General features: G+C 67.0%; 21 protein-coding genes. 19 read left to right on the top strand and 2 right to left on the bottom strand.

Annotated features, from left to right (window positions below; translation table 11 throughout):
- Positions 1 to 20: 20 nt before the first annotated feature.
- Together cysK and FHS28_RS22705 are read left to right on the top strand one after the other, a co-directional pair.
- A complete protein-coding gene (cysK, locus tag FHS28_RS22710) occupies positions 21 to 941 on the top strand; it encodes a cysteine synthase A (protein WP_088454115.1) in 921 nt (306 codons plus the stop codon).
- A gap of 184 nt (positions 942 to 1,125) precedes the next feature.
- Positions 1,126 to 1,455, top strand: a complete 330-nt coding sequence (locus FHS28_RS22705) for a hypothetical protein (protein WP_088454114.1) — start codon at positions 1,126 to 1,128, stop codon at positions 1,453 to 1,455.
- Positions 1,456 to 1,489: 34 nt separating this feature from the next.
- On the opposite strand, the gene FHS28_RS22700 is transcribed toward FHS28_RS22705, so the two are convergent.
- A complete protein-coding gene (locus FHS28_RS22700; protein WP_184295454.1) occupies positions 1,490 to 2,473 on the bottom strand; it encodes a Gfo/Idh/MocA family protein in 984 nt (327 codons plus the stop codon).
- A gap of 154 nt (positions 2,474 to 2,627) precedes the next feature.
- On the opposite strand from FHS28_RS22700, the gene FHS28_RS22695 reads away from it, so the two are divergent.
- The 3 genes from FHS28_RS22695 (at position 2,628) to FHS28_RS22685 (ending at position 7,003) form a co-directional block, all read left to right on the top strand.
- Positions 2,628 to 3,833, top strand: coding sequence for a multidrug effflux MFS transporter (locus FHS28_RS22695; RefSeq protein ID WP_088454112.1), 1,206 nt, complete (start codon positions 2,628 to 2,630; stop codon positions 3,831 to 3,833).
- A 153-nt stretch (positions 3,834 to 3,986) separates the two neighbouring features.
- Positions 3,987 to 4,952 carry a carbonic anhydrase gene (locus FHS28_RS22690; RefSeq protein WP_088454111.1) on the top strand — a complete coding sequence of 322 codons (966 nt, stop codon included), beginning with the start codon at positions 3,987 to 3,989 and terminating at the stop codon, positions 4,950 to 4,952.
- A 218-nt stretch (positions 4,953 to 5,170) separates the two neighbouring features.
- Entirely contained in the window at positions 5,171 to 7,003 is a 1,833-nt protein-coding gene (locus tag FHS28_RS22685) for a methyl-accepting chemotaxis protein (protein WP_088454110.1), read from the top strand.
- A gap of 46 nt (positions 7,004 to 7,049) precedes the next feature.
- Here FHS28_RS22685 and FHS28_RS22680 read toward each other — a convergent pair whose 3' ends face one another.
- Positions 7,050 to 7,733, bottom strand: a complete 684-nt coding sequence (locus tag FHS28_RS22680; protein ID WP_375140794.1) for a TetR/AcrR family transcriptional regulator — start codon at positions 7,731 to 7,733, stop codon at positions 7,050 to 7,052.
- A gap of 317 nt (positions 7,734 to 8,050) precedes the next feature.
- Between FHS28_RS22680 and FHS28_RS22675 the strand changes: the two genes are divergently transcribed.
- From FHS28_RS22675 to FHS28_RS22610, 14 genes are all read left to right on the top strand, one after another.
- On the top strand, positions 8,051 to 9,136 hold the full coding sequence (locus tag FHS28_RS22675; RefSeq protein WP_088454109.1) for an MBL fold metallo-hydrolase: 1,086 nt from the start codon (positions 8,051 to 8,053) through the stop codon (positions 9,134 to 9,136).
- Between the two features lie 255 nt (positions 9,137 to 9,391).
- The gene (gene mraZ, locus FHS28_RS22670) at positions 9,392 to 9,820 is read left to right on the top strand and encodes a division/cell wall cluster transcriptional repressor MraZ (protein ID WP_088454165.1); all 429 of its coding nucleotides are present in this window, start codon (positions 9,392 to 9,394) and stop codon (positions 9,818 to 9,820) included.
- A complete protein-coding gene (gene rsmH / locus FHS28_RS22665; RefSeq protein WP_088454108.1) occupies positions 9,820 to 10,818 on the top strand; it encodes a 16S rRNA (cytosine(1402)-N(4))-methyltransferase RsmH in 999 nt (332 codons plus the stop codon). The genes mraZ and rsmH overlap by 1 nt, the downstream gene beginning before the upstream one ends.
- Positions 10,815 to 11,120 carry a cell division protein FtsL gene (gene ftsL / locus FHS28_RS22660; RefSeq protein WP_088454107.1) on the top strand — a complete coding sequence of 102 codons (306 nt, stop codon included), beginning with the start codon at positions 10,815 to 10,817 and terminating at the stop codon, positions 11,118 to 11,120. The genes rsmH and ftsL overlap by 4 nt, the downstream gene beginning before the upstream one ends.
- Positions 11,117 to 12,892 carry a peptidoglycan D,D-transpeptidase FtsI family protein gene (locus FHS28_RS22655; RefSeq protein WP_088454106.1) on the top strand — a complete coding sequence of 592 codons (1,776 nt, stop codon included), beginning with the start codon at positions 11,117 to 11,119 and terminating at the stop codon, positions 12,890 to 12,892. The genes ftsL and FHS28_RS22655 overlap by 4 nt, the downstream gene beginning before the upstream one ends.
- A gap of 12 nt (positions 12,893 to 12,904) precedes the next feature.
- Complete coding sequence (locus tag FHS28_RS22650; RefSeq protein WP_088454105.1) at positions 12,905 to 14,437, top strand: UDP-N-acetylmuramoyl-L-alanyl-D-glutamate--2,6-diaminopimelate ligase; 1,533 nt, start codon at positions 12,905 to 12,907, stop codon at positions 14,435 to 14,437.
- Complete coding sequence (locus FHS28_RS22645) at positions 14,437 to 15,918, top strand: UDP-N-acetylmuramoyl-tripeptide--D-alanyl-D-alanine ligase (protein WP_088454104.1); 1,482 nt, start codon at positions 14,437 to 14,439, stop codon at positions 15,916 to 15,918. Before FHS28_RS22650 ends, FHS28_RS22645 begins: the two co-directional genes overlap by 1 nt.
- Entirely contained in the window at positions 15,908 to 17,086 is a 1,179-nt protein-coding gene (gene mraY, locus FHS28_RS22640; RefSeq protein WP_088454103.1) for a phospho-N-acetylmuramoyl-pentapeptide-transferase, read from the top strand. Before FHS28_RS22645 ends, mraY begins: the two co-directional genes overlap by 11 nt.
- 16 nt (positions 17,087 to 17,102) lie before the next feature.
- Complete coding sequence (gene murD / locus FHS28_RS22635) at positions 17,103 to 19,247, top strand: UDP-N-acetylmuramoyl-L-alanine--D-glutamate ligase (protein WP_088454102.1); 2,145 nt, start codon at positions 17,103 to 17,105, stop codon at positions 19,245 to 19,247.
- The gene (gene ftsW, locus FHS28_RS22630; RefSeq protein WP_088454101.1) at positions 19,244 to 20,536 is read left to right on the top strand and encodes a putative lipid II flippase FtsW; all 1,293 of its coding nucleotides are present in this window, start codon (positions 19,244 to 19,246) and stop codon (positions 20,534 to 20,536) included. The genes murD and ftsW overlap by 4 nt, the downstream gene beginning before the upstream one ends.
- Complete coding sequence (gene murG / locus FHS28_RS22625; protein WP_088454100.1) at positions 20,533 to 21,624, top strand: undecaprenyldiphospho-muramoylpentapeptide beta-N-acetylglucosaminyltransferase; 1,092 nt, start codon at positions 20,533 to 20,535, stop codon at positions 21,622 to 21,624. Before ftsW ends, murG begins: the two co-directional genes overlap by 4 nt.
- Positions 21,621 to 23,057, top strand: coding sequence for a UDP-N-acetylmuramate--L-alanine ligase (murC, locus tag FHS28_RS22620; protein WP_088454099.1), 1,437 nt, complete (start codon positions 21,621 to 21,623; stop codon positions 23,055 to 23,057). Before murG ends, murC begins: the two co-directional genes overlap by 4 nt.
- The gene (locus FHS28_RS22615; protein ID WP_088454098.1) at positions 23,054 to 24,040 is read left to right on the top strand and encodes a D-alanine--D-alanine ligase; all 987 of its coding nucleotides are present in this window, start codon (positions 23,054 to 23,056) and stop codon (positions 24,038 to 24,040) included. Before murC ends, FHS28_RS22615 begins: the two co-directional genes overlap by 4 nt.
- Before the next feature lie 28 nt (positions 24,041 to 24,068).
- The gene (locus tag FHS28_RS22610) at positions 24,069 to 24,908 is read left to right on the top strand and encodes a cell division protein FtsQ/DivIB (protein WP_088454097.1); all 840 of its coding nucleotides are present in this window, start codon (positions 24,069 to 24,071) and stop codon (positions 24,906 to 24,908) included.
- Positions 24,909 to 24,915 lie beyond the last annotated feature (7 nt).

Genomic DNA, 24,915 nt, shown 5'->3' with positions numbered 1-24,915 from the left:
TCACCGCAGGAACTTCCCCCATGAAAGCAGACAACGTCCTGGCCACCATCGGCCGCACGCCCCACATCCGTCTTCAGCGACTGTTCGCCGGCCAGCCGGCGCAGGTCTGGATCAAGTCCGAACGCAGCAATCCGGGCGGCTCCATCAAGGACCGCATCGCGCTGGCCATGGTGGAAGACGCCGAAGCCCGTGGCGTGCTGAAGCCGGGCGGCACCATCATCGAACCGACCTCCGGCAATACCGGCGTTGGTCTGGCCATGGTGGCCGCCGTGAAGGGCTACAAGCTGGTGCTGGTGATGCCGGACAGCATGTCGGTCGAGCGTCGCCGCCTGATGCTGGCCTACGGCGCCACCTTCGACCTGACGCCCCGCGAAAAGGGCATGAAGGGCGCCATCGCCCGTGCGGAAGAGCTGGCGGCGCAGACGCCGGGGGCCTGGATTCCCCAGCAGTTCGAAAACGGCGCCAACGTGGAGGTGCATGTGCGCACCACTGCGCAGGAAATTCTGGAAGACTTTCCGGACGGCCTGGATGTGCTGATCACCGGCGTGGGCACCGGCGGGCACATCACGGGCTGTGCGCGGGTGCTGAAGAAGGCCTGGCCGAAGCTGAAGGTGTTTGCGGTGGAGCCCAGCGCGTCGCCAGTCATCAGCGGCGGCGCTCCGAGCCCGCATCCGATCCAGGGCATCGGCGCCGGCTTCATCCCGAAGAACCTGGACACCGACCTCCTGGACGGCGTCATCCAGGTCGAAGCGGAAGAGGCTCGGGAATTTGCCCGTCGCAGCGCGCGTGAGGAGGGCTTGCTGGTGGGCATCTCCAGCGGCGCCACGCTGGCAGCCATTGCGAAGAAGTTGCCCGAGCTGGGTGACCAGCCGCGAGTGCTCGGCTTCAACTACGACACCGGCGAGCGATATCTGTCGGTGGAAGGTTTCCTGCCGGCGTGATGGTGGCGTGACGTCGGCCGAATGTCGACGGAGTGCAGGAACCATCCGGCATTCTTCAGCGGACTCATGGGCGCACATCAGGAGCGCCCATGGATTGCGCATGTCAACTCTTCGCCCCGATCGGTCCGGTCCTCGGCAAGCTTGCCCCCGGACCGCTCGCCCGCAGGATCACCCGGAGCGGCGCATGACCGCGTATGACGATCCCTGGGCCTATTGCGCGCGGCTGTTCTTCAAACGGCTCGCGATGTTCCTCGCGTTGTGCGTGCTGCTGTGGCTGACGGTCTGGGCCGCGTTGCTCCACTGGGTGTTTGGCGCGGATGGCATGGCCATCTTGCAGGGCACCTGGACAGTGATCCAGGGCGCTCAACTGCATTGGCGGGTGATCTTCTGGTTGTCAGCGGTGCAGGCGGTGCTGGTCGCGACCATCGTGTTCCTGCTGCTGATGATGCGTTCCCGCGCCAGCAGGGAAGTGCAGACGCGGCGTGCGCGGCTCAGTCCAGTGGCGGCCGGCTGACGGCGGCGTCATGCGGAGACGCTCGCCGGAGAGATCAGCCCGCCCCCATCAGCAGCCGCTCAATGGTCCGCTGCACCGCCAGCGCTTCCGCGAAGCCCGGCAGGCTGTGGGAGCGGCCTTCCAGCATCGCCGCCCAATGGCTGAGCTGGTCGTTCATGCCGGTCATGCGCAGCATGTCGGCATCGCCCAGGCTCTGCACCTTCTCGCCCTGACGCTGCTGCGTCACGCCGAACCAGTCACGCAATTCGATCTCGCCTTCGGTCGAGCGCCACCACATGCGGTTGTCATCGGCCTTGTCGCCGCCGATGCCGGCTCGGATGGTGACCGGCACACCGCCGGCCTGCAGTTCTGCTTCGAGCGCCGTCTCGGCGCTCACGCCGTCCTCCGGCCAGGTCACGCGGCTGGACACCACATCGGCCGGCCCCAATACCCGCTGCAGCACAAACACGAAGTGCGACAGCACCTCCCGCGTGAAGCCGCCTTCGCCGCGTTGCGCCAGCCAGGATCCTGCATGGCTCTGCCAAGGACGCGGCCAGGCCGAAAAGCGGGCTTCGATCCGCACCTCCTGCAGCGTGCCCAAGGTGCGCCGCGCTCCCACGCCGAAGGCGAGTTGAAGGGCCGCCAGTCCGGTGGAGGAGGCCAGCGAAAAATTCACTGCAGCCCGGCGCTGTTCCCGCTGGATGCGGGAGATGGCCGCCTTGGCCGCTTCGAAATCCGTGGTCAGCGGCTTCTCGCAAAGCACCGCGAGACCGGCATCAAACGCCTGCTCGGTCAGCACCATGTGAGAACCCGGTGGCGTGGCGATGTACACCCCATGCAGCCCCGGCTCCTCCATCAGCGCCTGCGCGCTGGTGGCTGCCCGGAGCAAGGGATAGTGGCCGAGCGCCTGCGCGAGCACGGCCGGGTTTTCGTCCCAGACGCGGGTCACCCGCAGACGGCCGTGACCCGCCAGACGGGCCAGCATCCGCTGCCCCATCACACCCAAACCGATCACACCAATACTCAAAACCCCAGGCACGCCCGCTGCTCCTCGCCCGCCAAACCGTCGCAGTGTAGGGGCCGCCGCTACACTGCCGTGCGCCGCTGACACCCGTTCCAACCGCATGGGCGGCAATCGCACAGCCCGACCGGCTGGCGATGTTCCATGCCCCCACCTTGCAGGTCCACCCCGGATGAATCCACAAGCCAGCCAACTCTGGCGCGCCCCCCGCTGGGCGCTCTCCATCCTTCTGGCAGCGCTGGCCACGGTGGGGCCCTTCTCCATCGACACCTTCCTGCCCGCCTTCTCCGGCATTGCGCGTGCCCTGGATGCCACGCCGGTGGAAATGCAGCAGACACTGTCCGGTTATCTGCTGGGCTTTGCGGTGATGAACCTGTTCCACGGTGCCTTGTCCGACAGCTTCGGACGGCGCCCGGTGGTGCTCGCCGGCATGGCGGTGTTCACACTGGCATCGGTGGGCTGCGCGCTGGCCGGCAGCATCGGGCAGCTGGTGTTCTGGCGGGTGGTGCAGGGCCTGTCCGCCGGGGCCGGAGTGGTGGTGTCACGCGCCATCATCCGGGACATGTTCCCGCCGTCGGAAGCGCAGCGGGTGATGTCCCAGGTGACCATCTTCTTCGGCCTCGCGCCTGCCATCGCCCCGATGATCGGCGGCTTCCTGTTCGCCCACGCGGACTGGCACGCCATCTTCTGGTTCCTCAGCGGCGTCGGCGCGCTGCTGTTCATCTCCAATTGGCGGCTGCTCCCCGAGACCCTGCACAAGGATCACAAACAGCCGTTCAACGTGCGGGCGCTGATGCGCGGCTACCGAAGCCTGGTCACCAGCCGGCGCTTCCTGCTGCTGACGCTGGCCAGCGGCATTCCGTTCAATGGCATGTTCCTGTATGTGCTGGCGGCGCCGGTCTTCCTGGGGGAGCACCTGGGGCTGGCACCGACGCAGTTCTTCATCTTCTTCCTGTTCACCATCGGCGGCATCATGGGCGGGGCCTGGCTGAGCGGGCGGGTGGCCGGCCGCGTGCCGCCGGCCCGCCAGATCAAGCGTGGGTTCGTGATCATGGTGACCACCTCGGTGCTCAATGTCGCGGGCAACCTGCTGCTGCCGGTAAGTGCCTGGTGGTCCTTCCCGCTGATCGGCGGTTTTGCCTTCGGCTGGGCATTGATGGCGCCGGTCGTCACGCTGATGGTGCTGGATCAGGCGCCGGACCGGCGCGGCATGGCTTCGTCGCTGCAGGCCTGCGTGGGCAGCGCCGCCAACGGCCTGGTCGCCGGGGTGCTGGTGCCGCTGGTGATGCATTCCACCACGGTGCTGGCGCTGACCTCCGCCGGGGTGATGTGCATCGGCCTGTTCTCCTGGACCTGGATCCGGCGCGAGGTCGCGTGAGCGATCAACGGCAATCCTGCTCATTCACCCGCTGAACGAACGCCTGCCACTCAAGTCGCGGGCTGGACTGCCGACATTCAGGCAGGGCCCCGCATCCGGCGGCCCCGGTCTGACCGCTTCCGGTCGGGCCTGACTGCTGTCCGGAGTCTCGCCATGTTCCCGTTTGCCGCCGACCGCCCCTGGCTGTCTGCCCTGCTCACCGTTGGTGTCGCGCTCGCGCTGACCCTGGCCACTGCCGCGGTGGCGCAAGCCTGGGCGCAAGGGGAAGAGACGCCCGAGCAGCTGCGCCAGCGCCTGGCCGAACGGCTCAAGGACGACATCGGCAGCACGGCCAAAATCACCAGCCCCCGCAGCGGCAAGGACAAAGACAAGGAACCGCGCCGCACCGGTGGCAAGTCCACCGCCTTGCCCTCGGTCGCCATTGCCGCTTCCGCAGCCCGGCCGGAGGTGCACTGGTCCTACACCGGCGACAACGGGCCGGACCGCTGGGGCCAGCTGTTGCCGGACTGGAAGCAGTGCGCCGTCGGCACCCGCCAGAGCCCGATCGACATCCGCGACACCATCCGCGTGGATCAGGAAGCCATCCGCTTCGACTATCGCGCCAGCCGGTTCTCGGTGGTGGACACCGGCCACACCATTCAGGTGAATGTGTCGTCCGGCAATTTCATCGAGATCATGGGACGGCGGTTTGAGCTGCTGCAGTTCCACTTCCATCGCCCCAGCGAGGAACGCATCAACGGTCGCCAGTACGACATGGTGGTCCACCTGGTCCACAAGGATTCGGATGGCCGCCTGGCGGTGATTGCCGTGCTGCTGGAGCGGGGCCAGGACCAGGCGCTGGTGCAGACCGTCTGGAACTACCTGCCCCTGGAGCGCGGCGACAGCTACGACGCGCCGGTCAGCATCGACCTCAACCAGTTGCTGCCGAAGGACAAGGCCTACTTCACCTACATGGGGTCGCTCACCACCCCGCCGTGCAGCGAGGGTGTGCTGTGGATGGTGCTGCGCCAGCCGGTGCAGGTCTCGGGCCAGCAGATTTCCATCTTCTCGCGGCTCTATCCGATGAATGCCCGACCCTTGCAGGCGGGCAGCGGCCGGCTGATCAAGGAATCGAACTGAGGGGATGGGACCGGTCACATCGACCGCTCTGCGATCCGGCGTGCGCAGAGCGTGACGCGCGTGCCTGAAGCGCTGTGAACGCATTCACGTGTTCCCGATCTTCCTTCGTGGAAACCCTCGCATTGCATGCGACAGGTGCGCAAAATGGGCGAGAGGCGCATATTTCCAGCTGAAATTTGATCGCCGTCATCCGTCCTTAGCAGTCACAGGATCGTTCCGTGTTGAAGACCATCAAATCCCGGCTCATTGCCCTGACCATTCTGATCGTGGTGGGTGCCGTTTCGCTGGCCACGCTGGCCAGTTATCTGACGGTCCGCAGCCACACCCAACGTGAAGTGCAGGACCAGCTGTCCAGCCTCGCGGACGCACATGCCGCCGGCATCGCCGCCTGGGTGCGAACCCAAAAAGATGTGGTTGCCGCGCTGGCGCCCGCCGCCGCGCTGGAAGACCCACGCCCGGCGCTGACCCAGGCCCTGCAGAGCGGCCGTCTGGACCTGGCGTATGTCGGCGGTGCCGACAAGCGCATGATTTCCATCCCGGACCGCAAGCGTCCGCCGGAGTACGACCCGACCGCGCGCCCCTGGTACAAGCTCGCCTCCGGCAGCGACCAGCCGGTGCTCACCGCGCCTTACGTCGCCTCGTCCAGCAAGAAGCTGGTGGTGACCTTCGCCAGCGCGGTGAAGCAGGGCGGTGAGCTGAAGGCGGTGACCGGCGCCGACGTGGCGCTGGATGATGTGATCGCCACGATGAAGGCGATCAAGCCGACTGAACATGGCTTTGCGATGCTGCTGGACAAGACCGGCAACATCATTGCCCACCCGAATGCCGAGCTGACGCTCAAGCCGGTGAAGGACCTGTCCGCCGCCCTGGACGACACGCTGCTGCAGCGGGCGGCCGGCAGCGAACTGACCGAAGCCAGCATTGGCGACAACACCTACTTCCTCAAGGCCGCGGACGTGGCTGGCACGAACTGGGTGCTGGTGGTGGCGGCAGACCGGGCGGAGTCGCTGTCGGCGCTGTCGAGCGTGTTGCGACTGGCCGGCCTGACGCTGGTGGCGGTGACCATCGTGTCGGCGCTGCTCGCGGCCTTCGCCGTCGGCGTGCTGCTCAAGGGCCTGTCGGGCATCAAGCGCGCGATGAACGACATCGGCGCCGGGGAAGGCGACCTCAGCCAGCGCCTGCTGGTGCGCGGCGACGACGAGATTGCCGACATCTCCCGAGGCTTCAACCAGTTCGTGCAGAAGATCGAACAGGTGATGCTGCAGGTGCGGGAGACGAGCCAGTCGATCGCGGTGGCGTCGCGTCAGATCGCGGCGGGCAATCACGACCTCAGCCAGCGGACGGAACAGACGGCGAGCAATCTGCAGGAAACGGCCAGCTCGATGGAAGAGCTGACCAGCACCGTCGGCCACAGCGCCGACAACGCCAACCAGGCGCGCGATCTGGCGGACACGGCCAGCCGCGTGGCTCAGCAGGGCGGCGAAGCGATGGGGCAGGTGGTGTCCACCATGCAGTCCATCAGCGAAAGCTCCCGGCAGATTGGCGACATCATCGGCGTGATCGATGGCATCGCTTTCCAGACCAACATCCTGGCGCTGAATGCAGCCGTGGAAGCCGCGCGTGCCGGCGAGCAGGGACGTGGCTTTGCGGTGGTGGCCGGGGAGGTGCGGGCGCTGGCCCAGCGCTCGGCCGGTGCAGCGAAGGAGATCAAGACGCTGATCACCCAGAGCGTGGAGCGGGTCGAGACCGGCACTCGTCAGGTGAGCACTGCCGGGAACACCATGGGTGACGTGGTGAGCAGCGTGCAGCGGGTGGCGCAGATGATCGGTGAGATCAGCCATACGTCGCGGGAGCAGAGTCACGGCATCGGCCAGGTGAACCAGGCGATTGCCCAGCTGGATCAGGTGACCCAGCAGAACGCGTCGCTGGTGGAGGAATCGGCGGCGGCCGCGGAGAGCCTGAAGGAACAGGCGCAGCGGCTGGCGGATGTGGTGGGCACCTTCCGCCTGAGCGGTGAGAGTGGCGCACAGGGCGGGTTCCCCAACCGCTGATCACGCGGGCTGATTCCAGGGGCGCCATTCGGCGCCCTTGTGTTTTTCAGCCCTGCACGTCCGGCTCGCGCTGGTAGGTCCGCAGGAACAGATCTGCGGTGGACGCCGCAATCCGTTTCTGGTCGGCCTCGCTCAGCGGCGGCTGCCCCATGGTGATCTGCGGCCAGAAGGCGAAGCCCTTCACCAGCGCCTGCAGTTGGGCGGAGGCGAAGAGCGGATCAGTCACCGTCAGCCGGCCGTCCGCCGCAGCGGCCCGCACCCAGACGGTCAGCCCTTCCTCCTTCGTGCCCAGGCGCGCCAACATCTCCCGGGCGCGTTCCGGCGTATGAATGGCCTCGGCGATCAACACCCGGGCGAGGTTGATGAACTGCTCGTCCTTCATCATGCCCAGCTTGTGCTCCAGCAGCGCAATCAGCTGCGGGCGCAGCGGTTGGTCCGGCTGGTAGGGCAGGTCGGTCTGGGTCTGGGTGGATTGGAACAGCCGCTCCACGATGGCTTCAAACAGGGCGTCCTTGCCGGCGAAATGGTTGTAGACGGTGCGCTTGGACACCTGCGCCCGCGCCGCGATACGGTCCATGTTGGCCACTTCGAAGCCGTGCTCACGGAATTCGGCGATGGCGGCGTCAACGATGGCCTGGCGCTTGCGGTCGGTCAGACGCAGCGGGCTGTCATCGGTCGTGCCGGTTGAAGCCGTCGAGTCAGCGGTGGCGTCCGGCATGGAGGCGGACATCGCCTCCGATGTGACGAGGGAAGCAGCAGAGGCAGACGCGGAGGCAGGGAGGTCAGGGCACATGCAGCAATGTTACACGCAGCAGTTTACTTTTTCGACAGGCGTGCCTAGACTGCGTCGAAACTACACTGTGTAGTGCAATTTTTGGGGAAGTGATGCGTCGTTTGCTGGTCCGTCTGTCAGCCCGTTCCGTCCCTTCCGCATGTGCCCCTGCCCGCCCATCCGCCTATCGCATGGCGTGGGCAGCCCTCATCTGTTCCGCAGGAGTTGCTGCTGTGACTGCTTCCCTCACCGTGACCCGTTCCGCTCATGCCCAGATGGGCGCGGATGTCTCCGCGCCGCCTGCGGTGTCCGCCGCATCGGCGGCATCCTCAGCCTCCTCGGCCTCTGCCTCGGCCTCGGCCGCAGCGACCGCCTACCGGCGCGACGCCGACGGCACCTTCCACAATCCAGTGTCCGAGCCCAAAACCGGGTTCTGGAAAACCGTGGGCCTGTTCTGGGACGTGATGTTCCGCAAGCCGGCCGGCACCGCGCCGAGTGGAACGCAGGCGGTTCCGGTGCAGCCGCTGACGTTGGCCCAGCTCCAGGCCGCTCCGGACCGCACGCTTTACCGGCTGGGCCACTCCACCATTCTGCTCAAGCTGCAGGGGCGCTTCTTCCTGACGGATCCGGTTTTTTCAGAGCGGGCCTCGCCGTTCTCCTTTGCCGGTCCGAAGCGCTTCCACGCGCCGCCGATTGCGCTGGAAGACCTGCCGGAACTCGAGGCCGTCATCCTCTCCCACGATCATTACGACCACCTGGACCAAGCGACCGTCAAAGCGCTGGCACCCAAGGTGCGCCATTTCCTGACGCCGCTGGGCGTGGGCAAGCGGCTGATCGATTGGGGCGTGCCGGCTGAAAAAGTGCAGCAATTGGACTGGTGGCAATCCTCCGCCGTCAACGGCATCACCTTCACCGCGACACCGGCACAGCACTTCTCCGGTCGTACGCCCTGGGACCGCAACAGCACCCTCTGGGCCTCCTGGGTGATGGAGCTGCCGGACCTGCGGATCTTCTTCAGCGGCGACACCGGCTACTTCGACGGCTTCAAGGCCATCGGCGAACGCTTCGGTGGGTTTGACCTCACCCTGATGGAGACCGGGGCCTACGACCCCCGCTGGCCGTATGTGCACATGCAGCCGGAGCAGACGCTGCAGGCCCACCTCGACCTGCGCGGCCGCCGGCTGATGCCGATCCACAATGGCACCTTCGACCTGGCCATGCACCGCTGGCAGGACCCGTTCGAGCGCATCCTGTCGCTGGCCCGGCTGCGCTCGGTGGAGGTCGTGACGCCGGTGATGGGCGCACCTGTGGATATCCGTCAGCCAGCGCCCACACAGGCGTGGTGGCAGGGCCCGGTCTGACGGCATCGCGCGCACTTATTCACAGCTTGGGTCCCTTGTTTCTTGCAGGTACATCCCGCCGATTTGTTGATCCATCACTTGCATAGACCTATTTAAGTCCTTCATTTTGAAGGACTTTCTTTTTTGAGGATCAGTTGAGAAAGGCTGCTAAGTAGTTGATTTGATTGGGAAAAACGCCAGATTTTCTTGACCGGAGCACCAAGCGCCATTAAAGTGGGAGAAAGTGCATTTCGGTGGGGCAAAGTGGCGAATGTCGTGTTTCAAGGGGCGAGTGCCTTGGCGTTGGACGCCAAGGGGCGCTTGACCGTCCCTGCACGGCACCGCGAAGTCCTGCAGGCACTGTGCAGCGGCCAGCTCACGCTGACCAAGCACCCGGAAGGCTGCCTCATGGTCTTCCCCCGTCCAGCCTGGGAGCAATTCCGCGATCGTGTGGCCGCACTGCCCATGTCCGCCGCCGGCTGGAAGCGTGTGTTTCTGGGCAATGCGCAGGATGTCGAGATCGACTCCGCCGCCCGCGTGCTCGTCGCCCCCGAGCTGCGCCTGGCCGCAGGCCTCCAGAAAGACGTCATGCTGCTCGGGATGGGCAGCCACTTTGAACTGTGGGACGCGCAAGCCTATGCCGCCCACGAAGCCGCCGTCATGCAGTCCGAACTGCCGGATGCGCTCAAGGATTTCAGCTTCTGATGAGCGCCACCCCATTCACCCACACCACCGTCCTGCTGCAGGAAACGGTGGAGGGCGTCCTCAATTCCCCCGACGGCATCTATGTCGACGGCACCTTCGGCCGTGGCGGGCATTCCCGCCTGCTGCTCTCCCGCCTGTCCGAGCGAGGGCGGCTGATCGCGATCGACCGCGATCCGGAAGCCGTCGCGGCCGCCACCTCCGGCGAGACGCGGGTCGACGACCCGCGTTTCACCATCTGCCACGCCCCGTTTGCCGACATGGCCGCGCAGCTGGATGCCCTTCAGATCACTCAGGTCCATGGCGTGCTGCTGGACCTGGGTGTGTCCAGTCCACAAATCGACAATCCGGAGCGGGGCTTCAGCTTCCGCTTCGACGGCCCGCTGGATATGCGCATGGACACCACGCGGGGCGAAAGCGCCGCCGAGTTCCTGGCGCGCGCGGATGTCACTCAACTTGCAACGGTGATTCGAGACTATGGGGAAGAACGGTTTGCTGTGCCGATTGCAAAGGCGATTGTGGCTCGCCGGGAAAGCGGGCGTCCTGTACGAACAACCGCCGAGCTTTCCCAAGTCGTGGCTGGTGCGGTCAAAACCCGCGAACCGGGCCAGGATCCTGCAACGCGCACATTTCAGGCTCTACGGATTTTCGTCAACGCCGAGCTTGAAGAGCTGCAGCAGGGGCTGAATGCCGCGCTGGCGCGGCTGGTGACCGGCGGCCGGCTGGCGATCATCAGCTTCCACTCGCTGGAAGACCGCATCGTCAAGAACTTCATCAATGCCCACAGCAAGGATGAAGTGGACCGCCGCGCGCCTTTCGCCGCGCCCAAGCCGCTGGCCCTGCAGGCAATTGCCCGCATCAAGCCGTCGGAAGGCGAAGTGCGGGCCAATCCCCGGTCCCGCTCGGCCATCCTGCGGGTGGCAGAGCGCACCGATGCGCCGTTGCCCCCGCCCGTGCCTGAATCCACCGGCAAGCAGCGCCGGGGAGGGCGGCGCGGATGACCCGGTTGAACCTGCTGCTGATGATCGCCGTCCTGGCGTCTGGCATCTATATGGTGCGCAGCGCCTATGAGGCGCGGCGGCTGTTCACCGAACTCGACCGCTCGCAGAGCGAAGCCCGGCGCCTGGATGCCGACTATCAACGCCTCCTGGCTGAACGCCAGGCCCAGGCCACCAACCTGCGGGTGGAGCAGGTGGCGCGCGAGCGTCTGAAGATGCGGCCCATCAGCCCCGCCATCACCTTCAACCCCGACGCACCGGCCCAGGCGGCCAGCGGCGCCAAGGTGGCCGGAGTGACGCGATGATCGGCCGCAAGCGTTCCAATGCCGCCTCGCGCAGCGTCAGCTACTCGAGCAGCCCGTTGCTGGCGTCCAAGACGCCGCCGTGGCGCTCGCGTTTCCTGGTGGCGCTGGTGGGCCTGGCCTTCACGGGCCTGCTGGGACGCGCCGCCTACATCCAGCTGATCGGCGAAGACTTCTTCCAGCGCCAGGGCGAAGCCCGGTACGCCCATAAGATGGAAGTGCCGGCCAGCCGCGGCAAGATCAGTGACCGCAGCGGCCAGGTGCTGGCCGCCAGCGTCGCCGTGCCTTCGATCTGGGCCTTCCCCAAGGACGTCGACAACGATCCCGAGAAGCGCAAGCAGCTGGCGAAGATCCTGGGCATCAGCTATTCGGAACTCGAAAAGCGCCTGGACCCGTCCAATCGTTTTGTCTACCTGCGCCGGCAGGCCGACGACCAGACCGCCGCCAAGATCAAGGACCTGGGCCTGAAGGGCATCTTCCAGGACCGCGAATACAAGCGCCAGTATCCGGAAGGCGAAGCTGCTGCACACATCGTCGGCTTCACCAATCTGGAAGAACGCGGCCAGGAAGGTGTGGAGCTGGCCTTCCAGAAGGACCTGCAGGGCCGCGACGGCTCGCGCTCGGTCGTGCGCGACCGGCTGGGCCGCGTGGTGGAAGACATCGGCGAGCAGGTGCCGGCGATGAACGGCAAGGACATCGAACTTTCCATCGACGCCAAGGTCCAGTTCTTCGCTTATCAGCGGGTGCGGGATGCGGTGGCAGAGAACAATGCCAAGGCCGGCTCGGTGGTGGTGCTGGACGCGCACACCGGCGAGATCCTCGCCCTGGCCAACTACCCCAGCTACGACCCCGGCCACCGCACGAACCTCTCCGGCGAGCAGCTGCGCAACCGTGCGCTCACCGACGTCTTCGAGCCCGGCTCCACCATGAAGCCCTTCACCACCGGCCTGGCTCTGGAGACCGGGCGGGTGCGGCCGGACACGGTGCTCAGCACCGGTCCCCGCAGCGTGGTGATTGCCGGCTGGTCCCCGACGGATTCCCATCCGCACGGGGACTTGACCGTTCAGCAGGTCATCCAGAAATCCAGCAACATCGGCGCCGCCCGCATGGCGCTGATGATGCAGCCGCGGGAGATGTACGACATGTTCACGGCCATTGGCCTGGGGCAGCGTCCGCAGATCAACTTCCCCGGCGCGGTGACCGGCAAGCTGCGTCCCTACAAGAGCTGGCGGCCCATCGAGCAGGCCACGATGAGCTACGGCTACGGCCTGTCGGCCTCACTGCTGCAGCTGGCCCGTGCCTACACCGTGTTCGCGCGGGAAGGCGACATCATCCCGGTGACGATGACCAAGCGCGCACCGGACGAGCCGGTGACCGGCATCAAGGTCTTCTCGCCCAAGACGGCCGCGCAGATCCGCGAAATGCTGCAGATGGCGGCCGGCCCCGGTGGCACCGCGCCGCAGGCGATGGTGCCCGGCTACAGCGTCGGCGGAAAGTCCGGCACGGCCCACAAGCAGGAAGGCAAGGGCTACGCCAGCCATAAATACCGTTCCTGGTTCGTGGGCATCGCACCGATTTCCAAGCCGCGCATCATCGTGGCGGTGATGGTGGATGAGCCGAAGAACGGCCAGTATTTCGGCGGTGCCGTGGCCGGCCCCGTCTTCAGCCAGGTGGTGGCTCAGACCCTGCGTCTGCTGGGTGAGCCGCCGGACCTGGAAGTCAAGCCACAGATCGTCGCGGCCCAGAAGCTCCAGGCCGTGGACGAGAGTTTTTGAGCGGGCAGCCTCATGTTGATGCATCTGAAATCCCCCGAAGCAGCCGCCCGCTGGCTGCAGGAATGGACTCCGAGCGGCCAGCTGCGCACCGACAGCCGATTGGTCGGTGCGGGTGACGCCTTCATCGCCTGGCCCGGGTATGCCAAGGACGCGCGCCAGTTCGTGGCCGGCGCGCTGGCGGCCGGCGCCGCGACCTGCCTGGTCGAGGACCAGGGCGTGGCCGAGTATGGTTTTGTCGACGCGCGCATTGCGTCCCTGCCGGACCTGAAGGCGCGCTGCGGCCAGATTGCCTCCGCCTTCTACGGCGAACCCAGCAGCGAGCTGCAGGTGCTGGCCGTCACCGGCACCAATGGCAAGACCTCCAGCGCCTGGTGGATCGCGCAGGCGCTGACCCTGCTGGGCTCGCGCTGCGGCGTGGTGGGCACGCTGGGCGTGGGCCAGCCGCCGGTGCCGGGGGCGTCCACCCACGGCTCGATCGAAGCCACCGGTCTGACGACGCCCGATCCGGTGCGCCTGCAGGAAGCGTTCCGCCGCATGCGGGATGACGGCTTTGGCGCCTGCGCCATTGAGGCGTCGTCCATCGGCATCGAGGAACATCGGCTGACGGGCACCCGCATCCAGGTCGCGCTGTTCACCAACTTCACCCTGGACCATCTGGACTATCACGGCAGCATGGACGCCTACTGGGCGGCCAAGCGGCGTCTGTTCAGCTGGCCGGGCCTGCGGGCGGCGGTGCTCAATCTGGACGATGCCAAGGGCGCCGAACTGGCGGCTGAACTGTCGGCTTCCTCGGCGCTCGACGCGTCCGCTCCGGGCCTGGACGTGTGGACCTACGGCCTGAACCGCAGCGACGCTCGCCTGTGGGCAGAAGACCTTCGCCACGAAGCGCAGGGCCTGGCCTTCACCCTGCGGGAAGGCGCGCAATCGGTGCCGGTGCAGACCGGCCTGATCGGCGACTACAACGTCTCCAATCTGCTCGGTGTGATGGCCGGCCTGCGTGCGCTCGGCCATGCGCTGGACGACATCGCCCGCGTGGCCGCCCAGGTCACGCCGGTGCCGGGCCGCATGCAGCGCGTCGGCAATGGCCGCGAGCTGCCGCAGCTGGTGGTCGATTACGCCCACACGCCTGACGCGCTGGAAAAAGCCCTGCAGGCGCTGCAACCGCTGGCCGCTGCGCGTGGCGGTGAGCTGCGGGTGGTGTTTGGCTGCGGTGGCAACCGTGACCCCGGCAAGCGTCCGCTGATGGGCGCCATCGCCGCACGACTGGCGCCACATGTGGTGCTGACCAGCGACAACCCGCGCGACGAAGACCCCGCCCGCATCCTGGCCGACATCGAAGCCGGGCTGCCGGCCCAGTCCGCCCGTCTGGTGCTGGCCGACCGCGCCGAAGCCATCGCGACGGCCGTGCGGGAAGCCGGTGCCCGTGATGTGGTGCTGATCGCCGGCAAGGGCCACGAGGACTATCAGGAGATCCGCGGCGAACGCCGTCCGTTCTCCGATGTGCAGGCGGCCCGCGCGGCGCTGATCGAAAGGGCCGGCCTGTGATGACCCTCGGCCAGGCCCATGCCCTGCTGCAGCCGCTGCTGCCGCAGGTGCAACTGCTGGGCGACGCCGCCACCCCGATCCATCGGGTGAGCACCGACACCCGTCAGCTGCGCGAGGGCGACCTGTTTGTCGCCCTGCGCGGCGAGCGTTTCGACGCGCATGAGTTTCTGCCGCAGGCACGCGCTGCGGGCGCAGTAGCCGCCATCGCCGAGCGCGGTCTGGCGGAGTGCGGCCTGCCCGGCCTGCTGGTGCCGGATGCGAAGCAGGCGCTGGGCCTGCTGTCGCAAGCCTGGCGTGCCGGCAAGCATCTGCCGGTGATTGCCGTCACCGGCAGCAATGGCAAGACGACGGTGACGCAGATGATTGCGTCCATCCTGCGAGCCTGGCTGGGCGGCTCCGGCATGCTGGCCACCGAAGGCAACTTCAACAACGAGATCGGCGTGCCGCTGACGCTGCTGCGGCTGCGTCAGGACGACACCGTGTGGCATCGCGCCGCAGTGGTGGAACTGGGCATGAACCATCCGGGCGAGATTGCGCCGCTGGCTGCAATGGCGCAGCCGACGGTCGCGCTCGTCAACAACGCGCAGCGTGAGCATCAGGAGTTCATGCACACCATCGAGGCGGTGGCGCGTGAGAACGGTGAAGTGATCCGCGCGCTCGGTCCTGCCGGTGTGGCGGTGTTCCCGGCCGAAGATCCGTGCGCGCCGGTGTGGCATGCGCTGGCGGCCGGCCGCGGCATGCTGACCTTCGCCCTGCAGGGGCAGGCCGATGTGATGGGCCGGGCGCAGTGGGTGCCGCCGTCGGAGTTGGATGCGGGCGGTGCGGTGGACGCAGCCGCGGCCCCGGCCGAGACGGTGGGCCGTCCCTCACACGCCGGCCACTGGGCCCTGGACATCCACACCCCCGCTGGCGACGTGCCGGTAGCGCTGGCCATGGCCGGCCAGCACAACCTGCGCAACGCGCTGGCTGCCGCGGCCTGCACGCTGGCGGCCGGTGCGCCGCTGTCGGCCATTCGCGAAGGGCTGGAGCGCTTCCAGCCGGTCAAGGGCCGTTCCGCCTTGCAGACGGCCGTCTGGCAGGGCCGCCGCATCACCCTCATCGACGACAGCTACAACGCCAACCCGGACAGCGTGCGGGCCGCCATCGACGTGCTGGCCGAACTGCCGGGCACTTCCTGGCTGGTGCTGGGCGACATGGGTGAAGTCGGCGAACAGGGGCCGGCCTTCCACCGCGAGGTGGGCGCCCATGCGGCCGACCAAGGCCTGGCCGCGTTGTGGACGGCCGGTGCCGCCGCCAAGGATGCCGCCGCCGCCTATGGCGCCGGTGCTCGCGCCTTCGACACCGTGGATCAGCTGATCCAGGCGCTGGGCGAAGCCCCCCAGGTCCAGAACATTCTGGTCAAGGGCTCGCGCTTCATGAAGATGGAACAGATCGTGGCCGCCCTGCAGTCCGGCGGTCGAGGAGAAACCCATGCTGCTTAGTCTGGCCCAATGGCTGCAGACCTTTTTCCCTGAAATGGGTTTCCTGCGCGTTTTCAACTACATCACCTTCCGTGCGGTGATGGCGGCGCTGACGGCGCTGCTGATCGGTCTGGCCTTCGGCCCGTGGGTCATCCGTCGCCTGACGGAACTGAAGATCGGCCAGCCCATCCGCGAATACGGCGTGCAGCAGCACCTCTCCAAGAGCGGCACCCCCACCATGGGCGGCGTGCTGATCCTGATCGGCATCGGCGTGTCGACGCTGCTGTGGTTCGACTGGTCCAACCGCTTTGTCTGGGTGGTGATGCTGGTCACCATGGGATTTGGTGCCATCGGCTGGGTGGACGACTACCGCAAGGTGGTCAACAAGGACCCCGAGGGCATGCGCAGCCGGGAGAAATTCTTCTGGCAGTCGATCATCGGCCTGATCGCCGCCATCTACCTGGCCTTCAGCGTGTCGGAAACCAGTTTCTACAGCGTGGTGGAGCTGTTCTTCCGCTGGGTCTCCAGCGGCTTCTCCACCGAGCTGCCGCCCAAGGCCGACCTGATGCTGCCGTTCTTCAAGTCGATCAGCTATCCGCTGGGCGTCTTCGGTTTCATCGGCCTGTCCTACCTCGTCATCGTCGGCACCAGCAATGCGGTGAACTTCACCGATGGCCTGGATGGTCTGGCCATCATGCCGGTGGTGATGGTGGGCTCGGCGCTGGGCGTGTTTGCCTACGTGACCGGCTCGTCGGTCTACAGCCGCTACCTGCTGTTCCCCTACATCCCGGGCGCCGGTGAGCTGCTGATCTTCTGCGCAGCGCTGGCCGGTGCGGGCCTGGCCTTCCTGTGGTTCAACACCCATCCCGCGCAGGTCTTCATGGGCGACGTCGGCGCGCTGGCGCTGGGCGGCGGCCTGGGCACGCTGGCGGTGATCACCCGTCAGGAAATCGTGCTGGGCATCATGGGCGGCGTGTTCGTCGCCGAAGTGCTGTCGGTGATGCTGCAGGTGACCTGGTTCAAGTACACCAAGCGGAAGTACGGCGAGGGTCGGCGCATCTTCAAGATGGCGCCGCTGCACCACCACTTCGAGAAGTCGGGCTGGAAAGAGACCCAGGTGGTCGTCCGGTTCTGGATCATCACCATGCTGCTGTGCCTCGTCGGCCTGGCCAGCCTGAAACTGCGCTGAGCGACAGAACGCCACCATGGACTTCCCCGCGCTCTTCCAGGACAGGACGGCTTTGGTGCTGGGCCTGGGTGACTCCGGCCTGGCGATGGCCGCCTGGGCGGCGCGTCTGGGTGCGCGCGTCACCGTGTGGGACAGCCGCGAGCAACCGCCGCAACTTGTCACGCTGCGCGAGCGGCTGCCGCAGGCGGATTTCATTCACGGCGCGCTGTCGGCCGAGACGGTCAGCGGGCTGCTGGATGCGCAGGCTCTGGTGTTCAAGAGCCCGGGCCTGTCGCCGCTGGATGAACGCCTGAAGCCGGTGTATGAAGGCGCGGCTGCGCTGGGCCTTCGGGTGCAGGGCGAGCTGGATCTGTTTGCGCAGGCCCTGGCGGAACTGAAGCAGTTGTATCGCTATGCGCCGGGCGTGTTGGCCATTACCGGGACCAACGGCAAGACGACCACCACAAGCATGACCGCCTTGCTGGCGGAGCGCGCCGGACGGCGTGTGGCGATGGCCGGCAACATCGGACCGACGCTGCTGGGCACGCTGGCGGACGCGCTGGACCGTGAGCCCCAGCCGCAGCAGCCGTCGGCGGATGCAGAGCCAGGTGACGCCAGCGAGGCATTGGCGAGCGCTGAGGCGGCCACTGAACCCGTGACTGATTCCGGAGCTGATCGCGCCGCCGAGGCCGCGTCGTCGGCTCCGGCAGCAACGCCGTCTGGCGATTCCGCCGAGTCGATCGACCCATTGGAACAGGCCCCCGTCGGTGAAGTCGCGCCGTCCTCGGACACGGCTGTGGCGACAGAAGCGCCGAGTGCAACCAGCGTTGGTGCTGCAAATACACCCACCAGCGAAACGCCCGGCGCCGCCGATCTCCAAAGCGCCGCCCTGAGCAGCGACGCGGCGTCTCGTGCCTCCGTCGCTGTGCCTGCACCCGTGCAGCCGGACGATGCTGCGGATGCCGACATTGACGCCACAGCGGCGGAGCCTGCTCCGCCCGCCGATGCGCTTGCTCAGAGTGCCAATGCTTCGGCTGCAAGCGTTGAGACGCCCGCCGCCGCCGAGCCGGACACTCGCAACGTCCTCGACACCGTCGCGGAACTTCTCGACGAAGCGCCGCTGCCCATCAAGCCGCCACCCCCGCGTGCCCCGGACTTCGACGTCCTGCCGCAGGTCTGGGTGCTGGAGCTGTCCAGCTTCCAGCTCGACGGTGTCGTGGGCTTCGAACCGTCGGCCGCCGCGGTGCTCAACATTACCCAGGACCACCTGGACTGGCACGGCGACATGCCGTCTTATGCCCGTGCCAAGGGCCGCATCTTTGGCGAGCAGGCCGTGATGGTCATCAACCGCGACGACCCCGAGGTCGAAGCGCTGGTGCCTGCGCCGGTGCAGGTCAAGCAGGGCCGTGGCCGCCCCAGCAAGCTGGTGGAGCGCCACGTCGTCCGCTTCGGCCTGGATGCCCCGCGCCGCCCCGGCGACTTCGGCCTCGTCGTCGAAAACGGCATGGCCTGGCTGGTGCGTGCGCGCGAACTGGAAGAGGGCGTCAAGCGCCGCAAGGGCGAGGAAGAAGAACCGATCTCCCTGCAGCGCCTGATGCCGGCTGACGCGCTGCGGGTGCGCGGCCGTCACAACGCCGCCAATGCCCTGGCGGCCCTCGCATTGGCCAGCAGCATCGATTGCCCGCTGGCGCCGATGCTGCACGGGCTGCGTGAATATCGCGGTGAACCGCATCGGGTCGAATTCGTCACCTCCATCCAGGGCGTGGACTTCTACGACGACAGCAAGGGCACCAACGTCGGTGCCACCGTCGCTGCCATCCTCGGGCTGGGCGTGGACCGCGCTCCAGCGCAGCTGGTGATGATTCTCGGCGGCGACGGCAAGGGCCAGGACTTCTCGCCGCTGGCCACGCCGATTGCCGTTCATACTCGTGCCGTGGCGCTGATCGGCCGTGACGCCGCGCAGATTGAAGCGGCGCTGGCCGACACCGGCGTGCCGATGCAGCGTCATGAGTCGCTGGAAGCGGCCACCCGCTGGGCGCTGGCGCAGGCGCATGCGGGCGACAGCGTGCTGCTGAGTCCCGCTTGTGCAAGCCTTGACATGTTCCGCAACTATGCCCACCGCGCGGAAGTGTTCATCCAGACGGTGCATGAGCTGGCCCAGGACCAGGGGTTGATCGGATGAACGCCGTGGCCAGCACCCTCAGCACCCTGGGCGACCGCATGCGCGGCCTGATGGCCCGTCGCCAGCGCGGCACCGCCGGTGCGGGCGCAGGCGCGGGCGGCATGGACGTGCCGGTGCGGGACTGGGTCTCCACCTCCGCCGGCCAGCCCACCCGCATCCTGGGTTTCGACCTGACGCTGGTGTTCGTTGTGCTGTGCCTGATGAGCCTGGGCCTGCTGATGGTGTATTCCGCCTCCATCGCACTGCCGGACAGCCCCCGCTTTGCGAAGTATTCGCCGATGCACTTCTTCGTGCGTCAAAGCTTCTTCATGGTGCTGGGTCTGCTGGGCGGCTGGCTGACGGTGATGGTGCCGGTGAATGTCTGGGAGCGGCATGCGCCCAAGATCTTCGTGGTGGCCCTGGTGCTGCTGGTCATCGTGCTGATTCCGCATGTGGGCAAGGGTGTGAACGGCGCTCGCCGCTGGCTGCCGCTGGGCGTGATGAACTTCCAGCCGTCCGAGCTGGCCAAGCTCGGCATCGCCATGTATGCGGCCAACTACATGGTCCGCAAGATGGAGGTGAAGGAGAACTTCTTCCAGGCGGTCTGGCCGATGGCCTGTGCGCTGGCCTTCGTGGGTGTGCTGCTGCTGGCCGAACCGGACATGGGCGCCTTCATGGTGATCGCGGCCATCGCCATGGGCATCCTGTTCCTGGGCGGCGTGAATGGACGAATGTTCTTCCTCAGCGTGGCGGTGCTGATCGGCGCGTTCGTGCTGATGATCACCTTCAGCGATTTCCGCCGCGAGCGGATCTTTGCCTACCTGAATCCGTGGGACGAGAAGTATGCGCAGGGCAAGGCCTACCAGCTGACGCATTCGCTGATCGCCTTCGGCCGCGGCGAATTCTTTGGTCAGGGCCTGGGTTCCAGCCTGGAGAAGCTGCATTACCTGCCCGAGGCCCACACCGACTTCCTGCTCGCCGTCATCGGCGAGGAACTGGGCTTCATCGGCGTGGCGCTGGTGATCTTCGCCTTCTTCTGGCTGTCCCGCCGGCTGTTCCACATCGGCCGTCAGGCGGTGGCGCTGGACCGGGTGTTTGCCGGGCTGTATGCCCAGGGCATCGGCATCTGGATGGGCGGACAGGCCTTCATCAACATGGGCGTGAACCTGGGTGCGCTGCCGACCAAGGGCCTGACCCTGCCGCTGATGAGTTACGGCGGCTCCGCAACTGTTTTGAACTGTGTGGCATTGGCGATCGTTTTGCGTATTGATATTGAGAACCGGCAGTTGATGCGGGGAGGGCGGGCATGAGCACGCGCCACCTCGTGGTGATGGCTGCGGGCACCGGGGGCCATGTGATCCCCGGTCTCGCCGTGGCCGCGGAAATGCAGCGTCGCGGATGGACCGTGTCCTGGCTGGGCACCGAAGCGGGCATGGAGAACAAGCTCGTGCCGCCGTCCGGCCTGCCAATCGACCGGCTGGCTTTTGCCGGACTGCGCGGCAAGGGGTTGCGCCATGCGGTGCTGGGTATCGGCCGTCTGTTCCGTGCGCTCGCACAGAGCGCGCACGTGCTGGGCGAACGCCGTGCGGATGCGGTGCTGGGCATGGGCGGCTATGTCTGCCTGCCCGGTGGCCTGATGGCCTGGCTGATGCGTCGTCCGCTGCTGCTGGTCAATGCGGATGCGGCGCTGCTGCTGTCCAACAAGGCGCTGGCACCAGTGGCCCGCAAGATTGCCTTCGGCTTTGACGGTCTGGCTGCGGCGCAGCAGCGCAAGAGCGTGGTCACCGGCAACCCGGTGCGCGCCGATATCGAAGACCTGCCGGCACCGGAGCTGCGCTTTGCCGGACGCAGCGGCCCCTTGCGGGTGCTGGTGGTCGGAGGGTCCCTGGGCGCCCGCGCCATCAACGATGTGCTGCCGCAGGCCCTGGCCTTGTGGCCGGAAGCCGAGCGTCCGCGGGTGACCCATCAGACCGGCGAAGCCAACTTCCCGCTGGTGCAGGCGGCTTATGCCAAGGCCGGTGTGCAGGCGGAGGTGGTGCCCTTCATCCACGACATGGCCGAGCGTCTCGCGCAGGCAGACGTGGTGATCTGCCGTGCCGGTGCCGTCACTGTCTCCGAACTGTGCGCCGCTGGCGTGGCCAGCATCCTGGTGCCGCTGGTGGTGAGCACCACCTCGCATCAGCGCGACAACGCCGCCTACATGGCGCAGCATGAAGCCGGCGTGCATCTGCCGCAGCCGGAGCTGACGGCGCAAAAGCTGCATGAATTGCTGCAAGCTCCGCGCGAGCACTGGCTGCGTCTGGCCAGCAAGGCTCGCAGTCTGGCGCGGCCGCGCGCGGCGGCCCGGGTGGCCGACGAAATCGAAGCCCTGGTGGTGAAGCGGGAGGGCCGCGCATGAAACACGCGCTGCAACGCATCCACTTCACCGGCATCGGCGGCGCTGGCATGAGCGGCATTGCCGAGTTGCTGGTGGCGCAGGGCTATCAGGTCAGCGGCTCCGACCAGGGTGAGAGCGACACGACCCGTCGCCTGCGCTCGCTCGGCGTCACCGTTCAGATCGGTCATGCGGCGGACCACGTCGGTGCCGCGCAGGTGCTGGTCAAGTCCAGCGCCATCAAGGCGGACAACCCCGAGCTGATGGCGGCGCATCAGCAGCACATCCCCGTGCTGCTGCGCGCCCAGATGTTGGCCGAACTGATGCGTCCGCGCATGGGAATTGCCGTGGCCGGCACCCATGGCAAGACCACGACCACATCGCTGCTCACCACCGTCCTGCTGCAGGCCGGCCTGGAGCCGGGGTATGCCATCGGCGGACAACTGCTGGCCAGCGGCGCCAATGCGGCGCTGGGCCGTGGCCCTCACATGGTTGTGGAAGCGGATGAGTCGGACGCGTCCTTCCTCCATCTGCTGCCGCAACTGGCCATCGTCACCAACATCGACGCGGACCACATGGACACCTACGGGCATGACATGGCCCGTCTGCGTCAGGCGTTTGTCGACTTCCTGCACCGCATGCCCTTCTGGGGCGCGGCGGTGCTGTGCGGTGATGATGACGGCATCCGCAGCATCCTGCCGATGCTGTCCCGCCCGGTGATTCTCTACGGCCTGGAGGCCGGCCATGACGTGCGCGCCATCGACATCCAGGCGGATGCCGGCGGCCAGATGCGCTTCACCGCGCTGCGCCGCAAGCGTCAAGGCCAGCGTCCCGGTGAGGGACAGGACCTGCCGCCGCTGCCGGTGCAGTTGCGCCTGGCCGGCCGGCACAACGTGCTCAATGCGCTGGCGGTGATCGCCATGGCGATGGAGCTGGGCGTGCCGGACGAGGCGGTGCTGCAGGGCCTGGCGAGTTTTGGTGGCGTGGGCCGCCGCTTCCAGTCGTATGGCGAGCAGCCGGTCGACGGCGGCACAGCGCTGGTGATCGACGACTATGGTCATCATCCGGTCGAGATGAACGCGGTGCTGCAGGCCGCACGGGGCGCCTACCCCGGACGCCGCCTGGTGCTGGCCTTCCAGCCGCATCGCTACACCCGCACCCGCGACTGCTTCGATGACTTTGCCGAGGTGATGGCGCAGGCCGATGCGGTCCTGCTGACCGACATCTATGCGGCCAGCGAGGCGCCGCTGCCCGGCATCAGCGGAGAAAGTCTGGCGCAGGCGGTCAACGGGCACGGCTGCCCGGCCGCTTATGTAGGCGACTGGCAGCAACTGCCACAGGCGCTCGCCGCGCAGGCGCGCGCCGGGGATGTCTTGATCGTGATGGGCGCGGGTTCGATTGCCGCCGTGCCGGCCCGCACCGTGGAACTGATGACGCAAGGGAAGGGCCGGCCATGACACTGGACCTCAACATCGATGTAAAGGCGCTCGGCAAGGTGGCCGTGCTGTTCGGGGGCGAATCGGCGGAGCGCGAGGTCTCGCTGATGTCCGGCGCCGGCGTGCTGGAAGCGCTGCGCGCTCGCGGTGTGGATGCACACGCCTTCGACCCGGCGCAGCGTTCGCTGCTGGCGCTGAAGGACGAAGGGTTTGATCGCGCCTTCATCGCGCTGCATGGTCGTCATGGTGAAGACGGCACGGTGCAGGGCGCGCTGGAACTGCTGCGCATTCCGTACACCGGCTCGGGCGTGATGGCCTCGGCCATTGCGATGGACAAGATCACCACCAAGCGGGTGTGGGTGGCGGAAGGCCTGCCGACGCCGCGCTGGGTGTCGCTCAAGTCCTCGGAGCTGGCACGCGAACGTGTGATCACCGTTCCGGACGAGTTGGGCCTGCCGCTGTTCGTCAAGCCGCCGCATGAGGGCTCGTCGATGGGCGCCAGCAAGGTGATGGGCTACTCGGACATGCAGGCGGCGGTGGCACTGGCGGCGAAGTACGACCGCGAAGTGCTGTGCGAAGAATTCATCGAAGGTCAGGAACTGACCTGCGCCGTGCTGGGCGAAGGCGACAGCGCGCAGGCGTTGCCGGTGATCGAGATCCGTGCCGAGCAGGGCAACTACGACTATCAGAACAAGTACTTCACCGACACCACGCAGTATCTGATCGGCCAGCTTCCCGCGCAGCAACAGGCCGACATCCAGGCGCTGGTGCTGAAGGCCTACCGCTCACTGGGCTGCCGCGGCTGGGGCCGTGCCGACCTGATGCTGCGCAAGAGCGACGGCAAGGCCTTCCTGCTGGAGATGAACACCTCCCCCGGCATGACTTCGCATTCGCTGGTGCCCAAGGCGGCGGCCGCCATCGGCATCGCCTACGAGCAGCTGTGCCTGTGGTTGCTGTCCCAGGCGACGCTGGACCAGCCCGAGTCGCTGACACCGGCCGTCTGAGGACTCAGGACGCGAACAACCTTCCATCATGGGCGCCACCTTCACCCACACCCCGCCACCCGTGCCGCCGGACATCCGTGTGATGAACGGCGTCGCGGCGTTGCTGTTTGTGGCGGTGACGCTGGGCGCCGTCGGCCTGGCCCTGCAGTGGCTGGTGCAGCAGCCGTTTTTTGCGGTGGGCGCCATCACGGTGGAGGGCGATGTCACCCGCAACAGCACCGCGTCGCTGAGGGCGAATGCACTGCCCCGGCTGCGCGGCAACTTCGTCACCATGAATCTGCAGACCGCGCGGCAGGCGTTCGAGTCGGTGCCCTGGGTGCGGCGGGCGACGGTGCAGCGGGTCTGGCCGCGGCGGCTGCTGGTCCATCTGGAAGAGCACCGGCCGGCGGCGTACTGGGAGACCAAGGCCGACAACGCGGACGCCGACAGTGACGCGGTGGTGGACACCCGTCTGGTCAACACCTTCGGCGAGGTCTTCGAAGCCAACCTCGGGGATGTGGAAGACGAGGATCTGCCCACCCTGTCGGGCCCGGCCAAAACCTCGGCCGCGATGCTCGCCATGTGGAAGCAACTGGACCCGATCAGCCGGGCCAGGCTGAATGAAGGCGTGGACCGGCTGGATTTGTCGGGCCGGGGTTCCTGGAAAGTGACGCTGGACAAGGGTGGGGTGGTGGAACTGGGTCGCGGCACGGAAGCGGACGTGGTGGCGCGATATTCCCAATTCATGGACAGCATCCCCCGAATCACGGCGCGCTATCAGACATCGATGATTTCCGCGGACCTGCGCCATGAGCAGGGTTACGCGGTACGGCTGGCTGGGGTGACCACCGTTTCCAATGCGCCCAAGGGCGCTACCAAGAAGAATTGAGGACTGG

This window comes from Roseateles terrae, from assembly GCF_014192155.1.
GTDB lineage: Bacteria > Pseudomonadota > Gammaproteobacteria > Burkholderiales > Burkholderiaceae_C > Roseateles > Roseateles terrae.
The sequence above is the reverse complement of the archived record's forward strand: the minus strand, read 5'-3'. Positions and strand labels throughout refer to the sequence as shown.

What these genes read in the sequence shown, in the direction of transcription:
- FHS28_RS22610 (WP_088454097.1), top strand. Translation starts at nt 24,069, where the DNA reads ATGGGCGCCACCTTCACCCACACCCCGCCACCCGTGCCGCCGGACATC.
- murD (WP_088454102.1), top strand. Translation starts at nt 17,103, where the DNA reads ATGGACTTCCCCGCGCTCTTCCAGGACAGGACGGCTTTGGTGCTGGGC.
- FHS28_RS22680 (WP_375140794.1), bottom strand. Translation starts at nt 7,733, where the DNA reads ATGTCCGCCTCCATGCCGGACGCCACCGCTGACTCGACGGCTTCAACC.
- FHS28_RS22655 (WP_088454106.1), top strand. Translation starts at nt 11,117, where the DNA reads ATGATCGGCCGCAAGCGTTCCAATGCCGCCTCGCGCAGCGTCAGCTAC.
- mraY (WP_088454103.1), top strand. Translation starts at nt 15,908, where the DNA reads ATGCTGCTTAGTCTGGCCCAATGGCTGCAGACCTTTTTCCCTGAAATG.
- rsmH (WP_088454108.1), top strand. Translation starts at nt 9,820, where the DNA reads ATGAGCGCCACCCCATTCACCCACACCACCGTCCTGCTGCAGGAAACG.
- FHS28_RS22645 (WP_088454104.1), top strand. Translation starts at nt 14,437, where the DNA reads ATGACCCTCGGCCAGGCCCATGCCCTGCTGCAGCCGCTGCTGCCGCAG.
- ftsW (WP_088454101.1), top strand. Translation starts at nt 19,244, where the DNA reads ATGAACGCCGTGGCCAGCACCCTCAGCACCCTGGGCGACCGCATGCGC.
- ftsL (WP_088454107.1), top strand. Translation starts at nt 10,815, where the DNA reads ATGACCCGGTTGAACCTGCTGCTGATGATCGCCGTCCTGGCGTCTGGC.
- cysK (WP_088454115.1), top strand. Translation starts at nt 21, where the DNA reads ATGAAAGCAGACAACGTCCTGGCCACCATCGGCCGCACGCCCCACATC.
- murC (WP_088454099.1), top strand. Translation starts at nt 21,621, where the DNA reads ATGAAACACGCGCTGCAACGCATCCACTTCACCGGCATCGGCGGCGCT.
- FHS28_RS22650 (WP_088454105.1), top strand. Translation starts at nt 12,905, where the DNA reads ATGTTGATGCATCTGAAATCCCCCGAAGCAGCCGCCCGCTGGCTGCAG.
- FHS28_RS22675 (WP_088454109.1), top strand. Translation starts at nt 8,051, where the DNA reads ATGGGCGCGGATGTCTCCGCGCCGCCTGCGGTGTCCGCCGCATCGGCG.
- murG (WP_088454100.1), top strand. Translation starts at nt 20,533, where the DNA reads ATGAGCACGCGCCACCTCGTGGTGATGGCTGCGGGCACCGGGGGCCAT.
- FHS28_RS22695 (WP_088454112.1), top strand. Translation starts at nt 2,628, where the DNA reads ATGAATCCACAAGCCAGCCAACTCTGGCGCGCCCCCCGCTGGGCGCTC.
- FHS28_RS22705 (WP_088454114.1), top strand. Translation starts at nt 1,126, where the DNA reads ATGACCGCGTATGACGATCCCTGGGCCTATTGCGCGCGGCTGTTCTTC.
- FHS28_RS22615 (WP_088454098.1), top strand. Translation starts at nt 23,054, where the DNA reads ATGACACTGGACCTCAACATCGATGTAAAGGCGCTCGGCAAGGTGGCC.
- FHS28_RS22690 (WP_088454111.1), top strand. Translation starts at nt 3,987, where the DNA reads ATGTTCCCGTTTGCCGCCGACCGCCCCTGGCTGTCTGCCCTGCTCACC.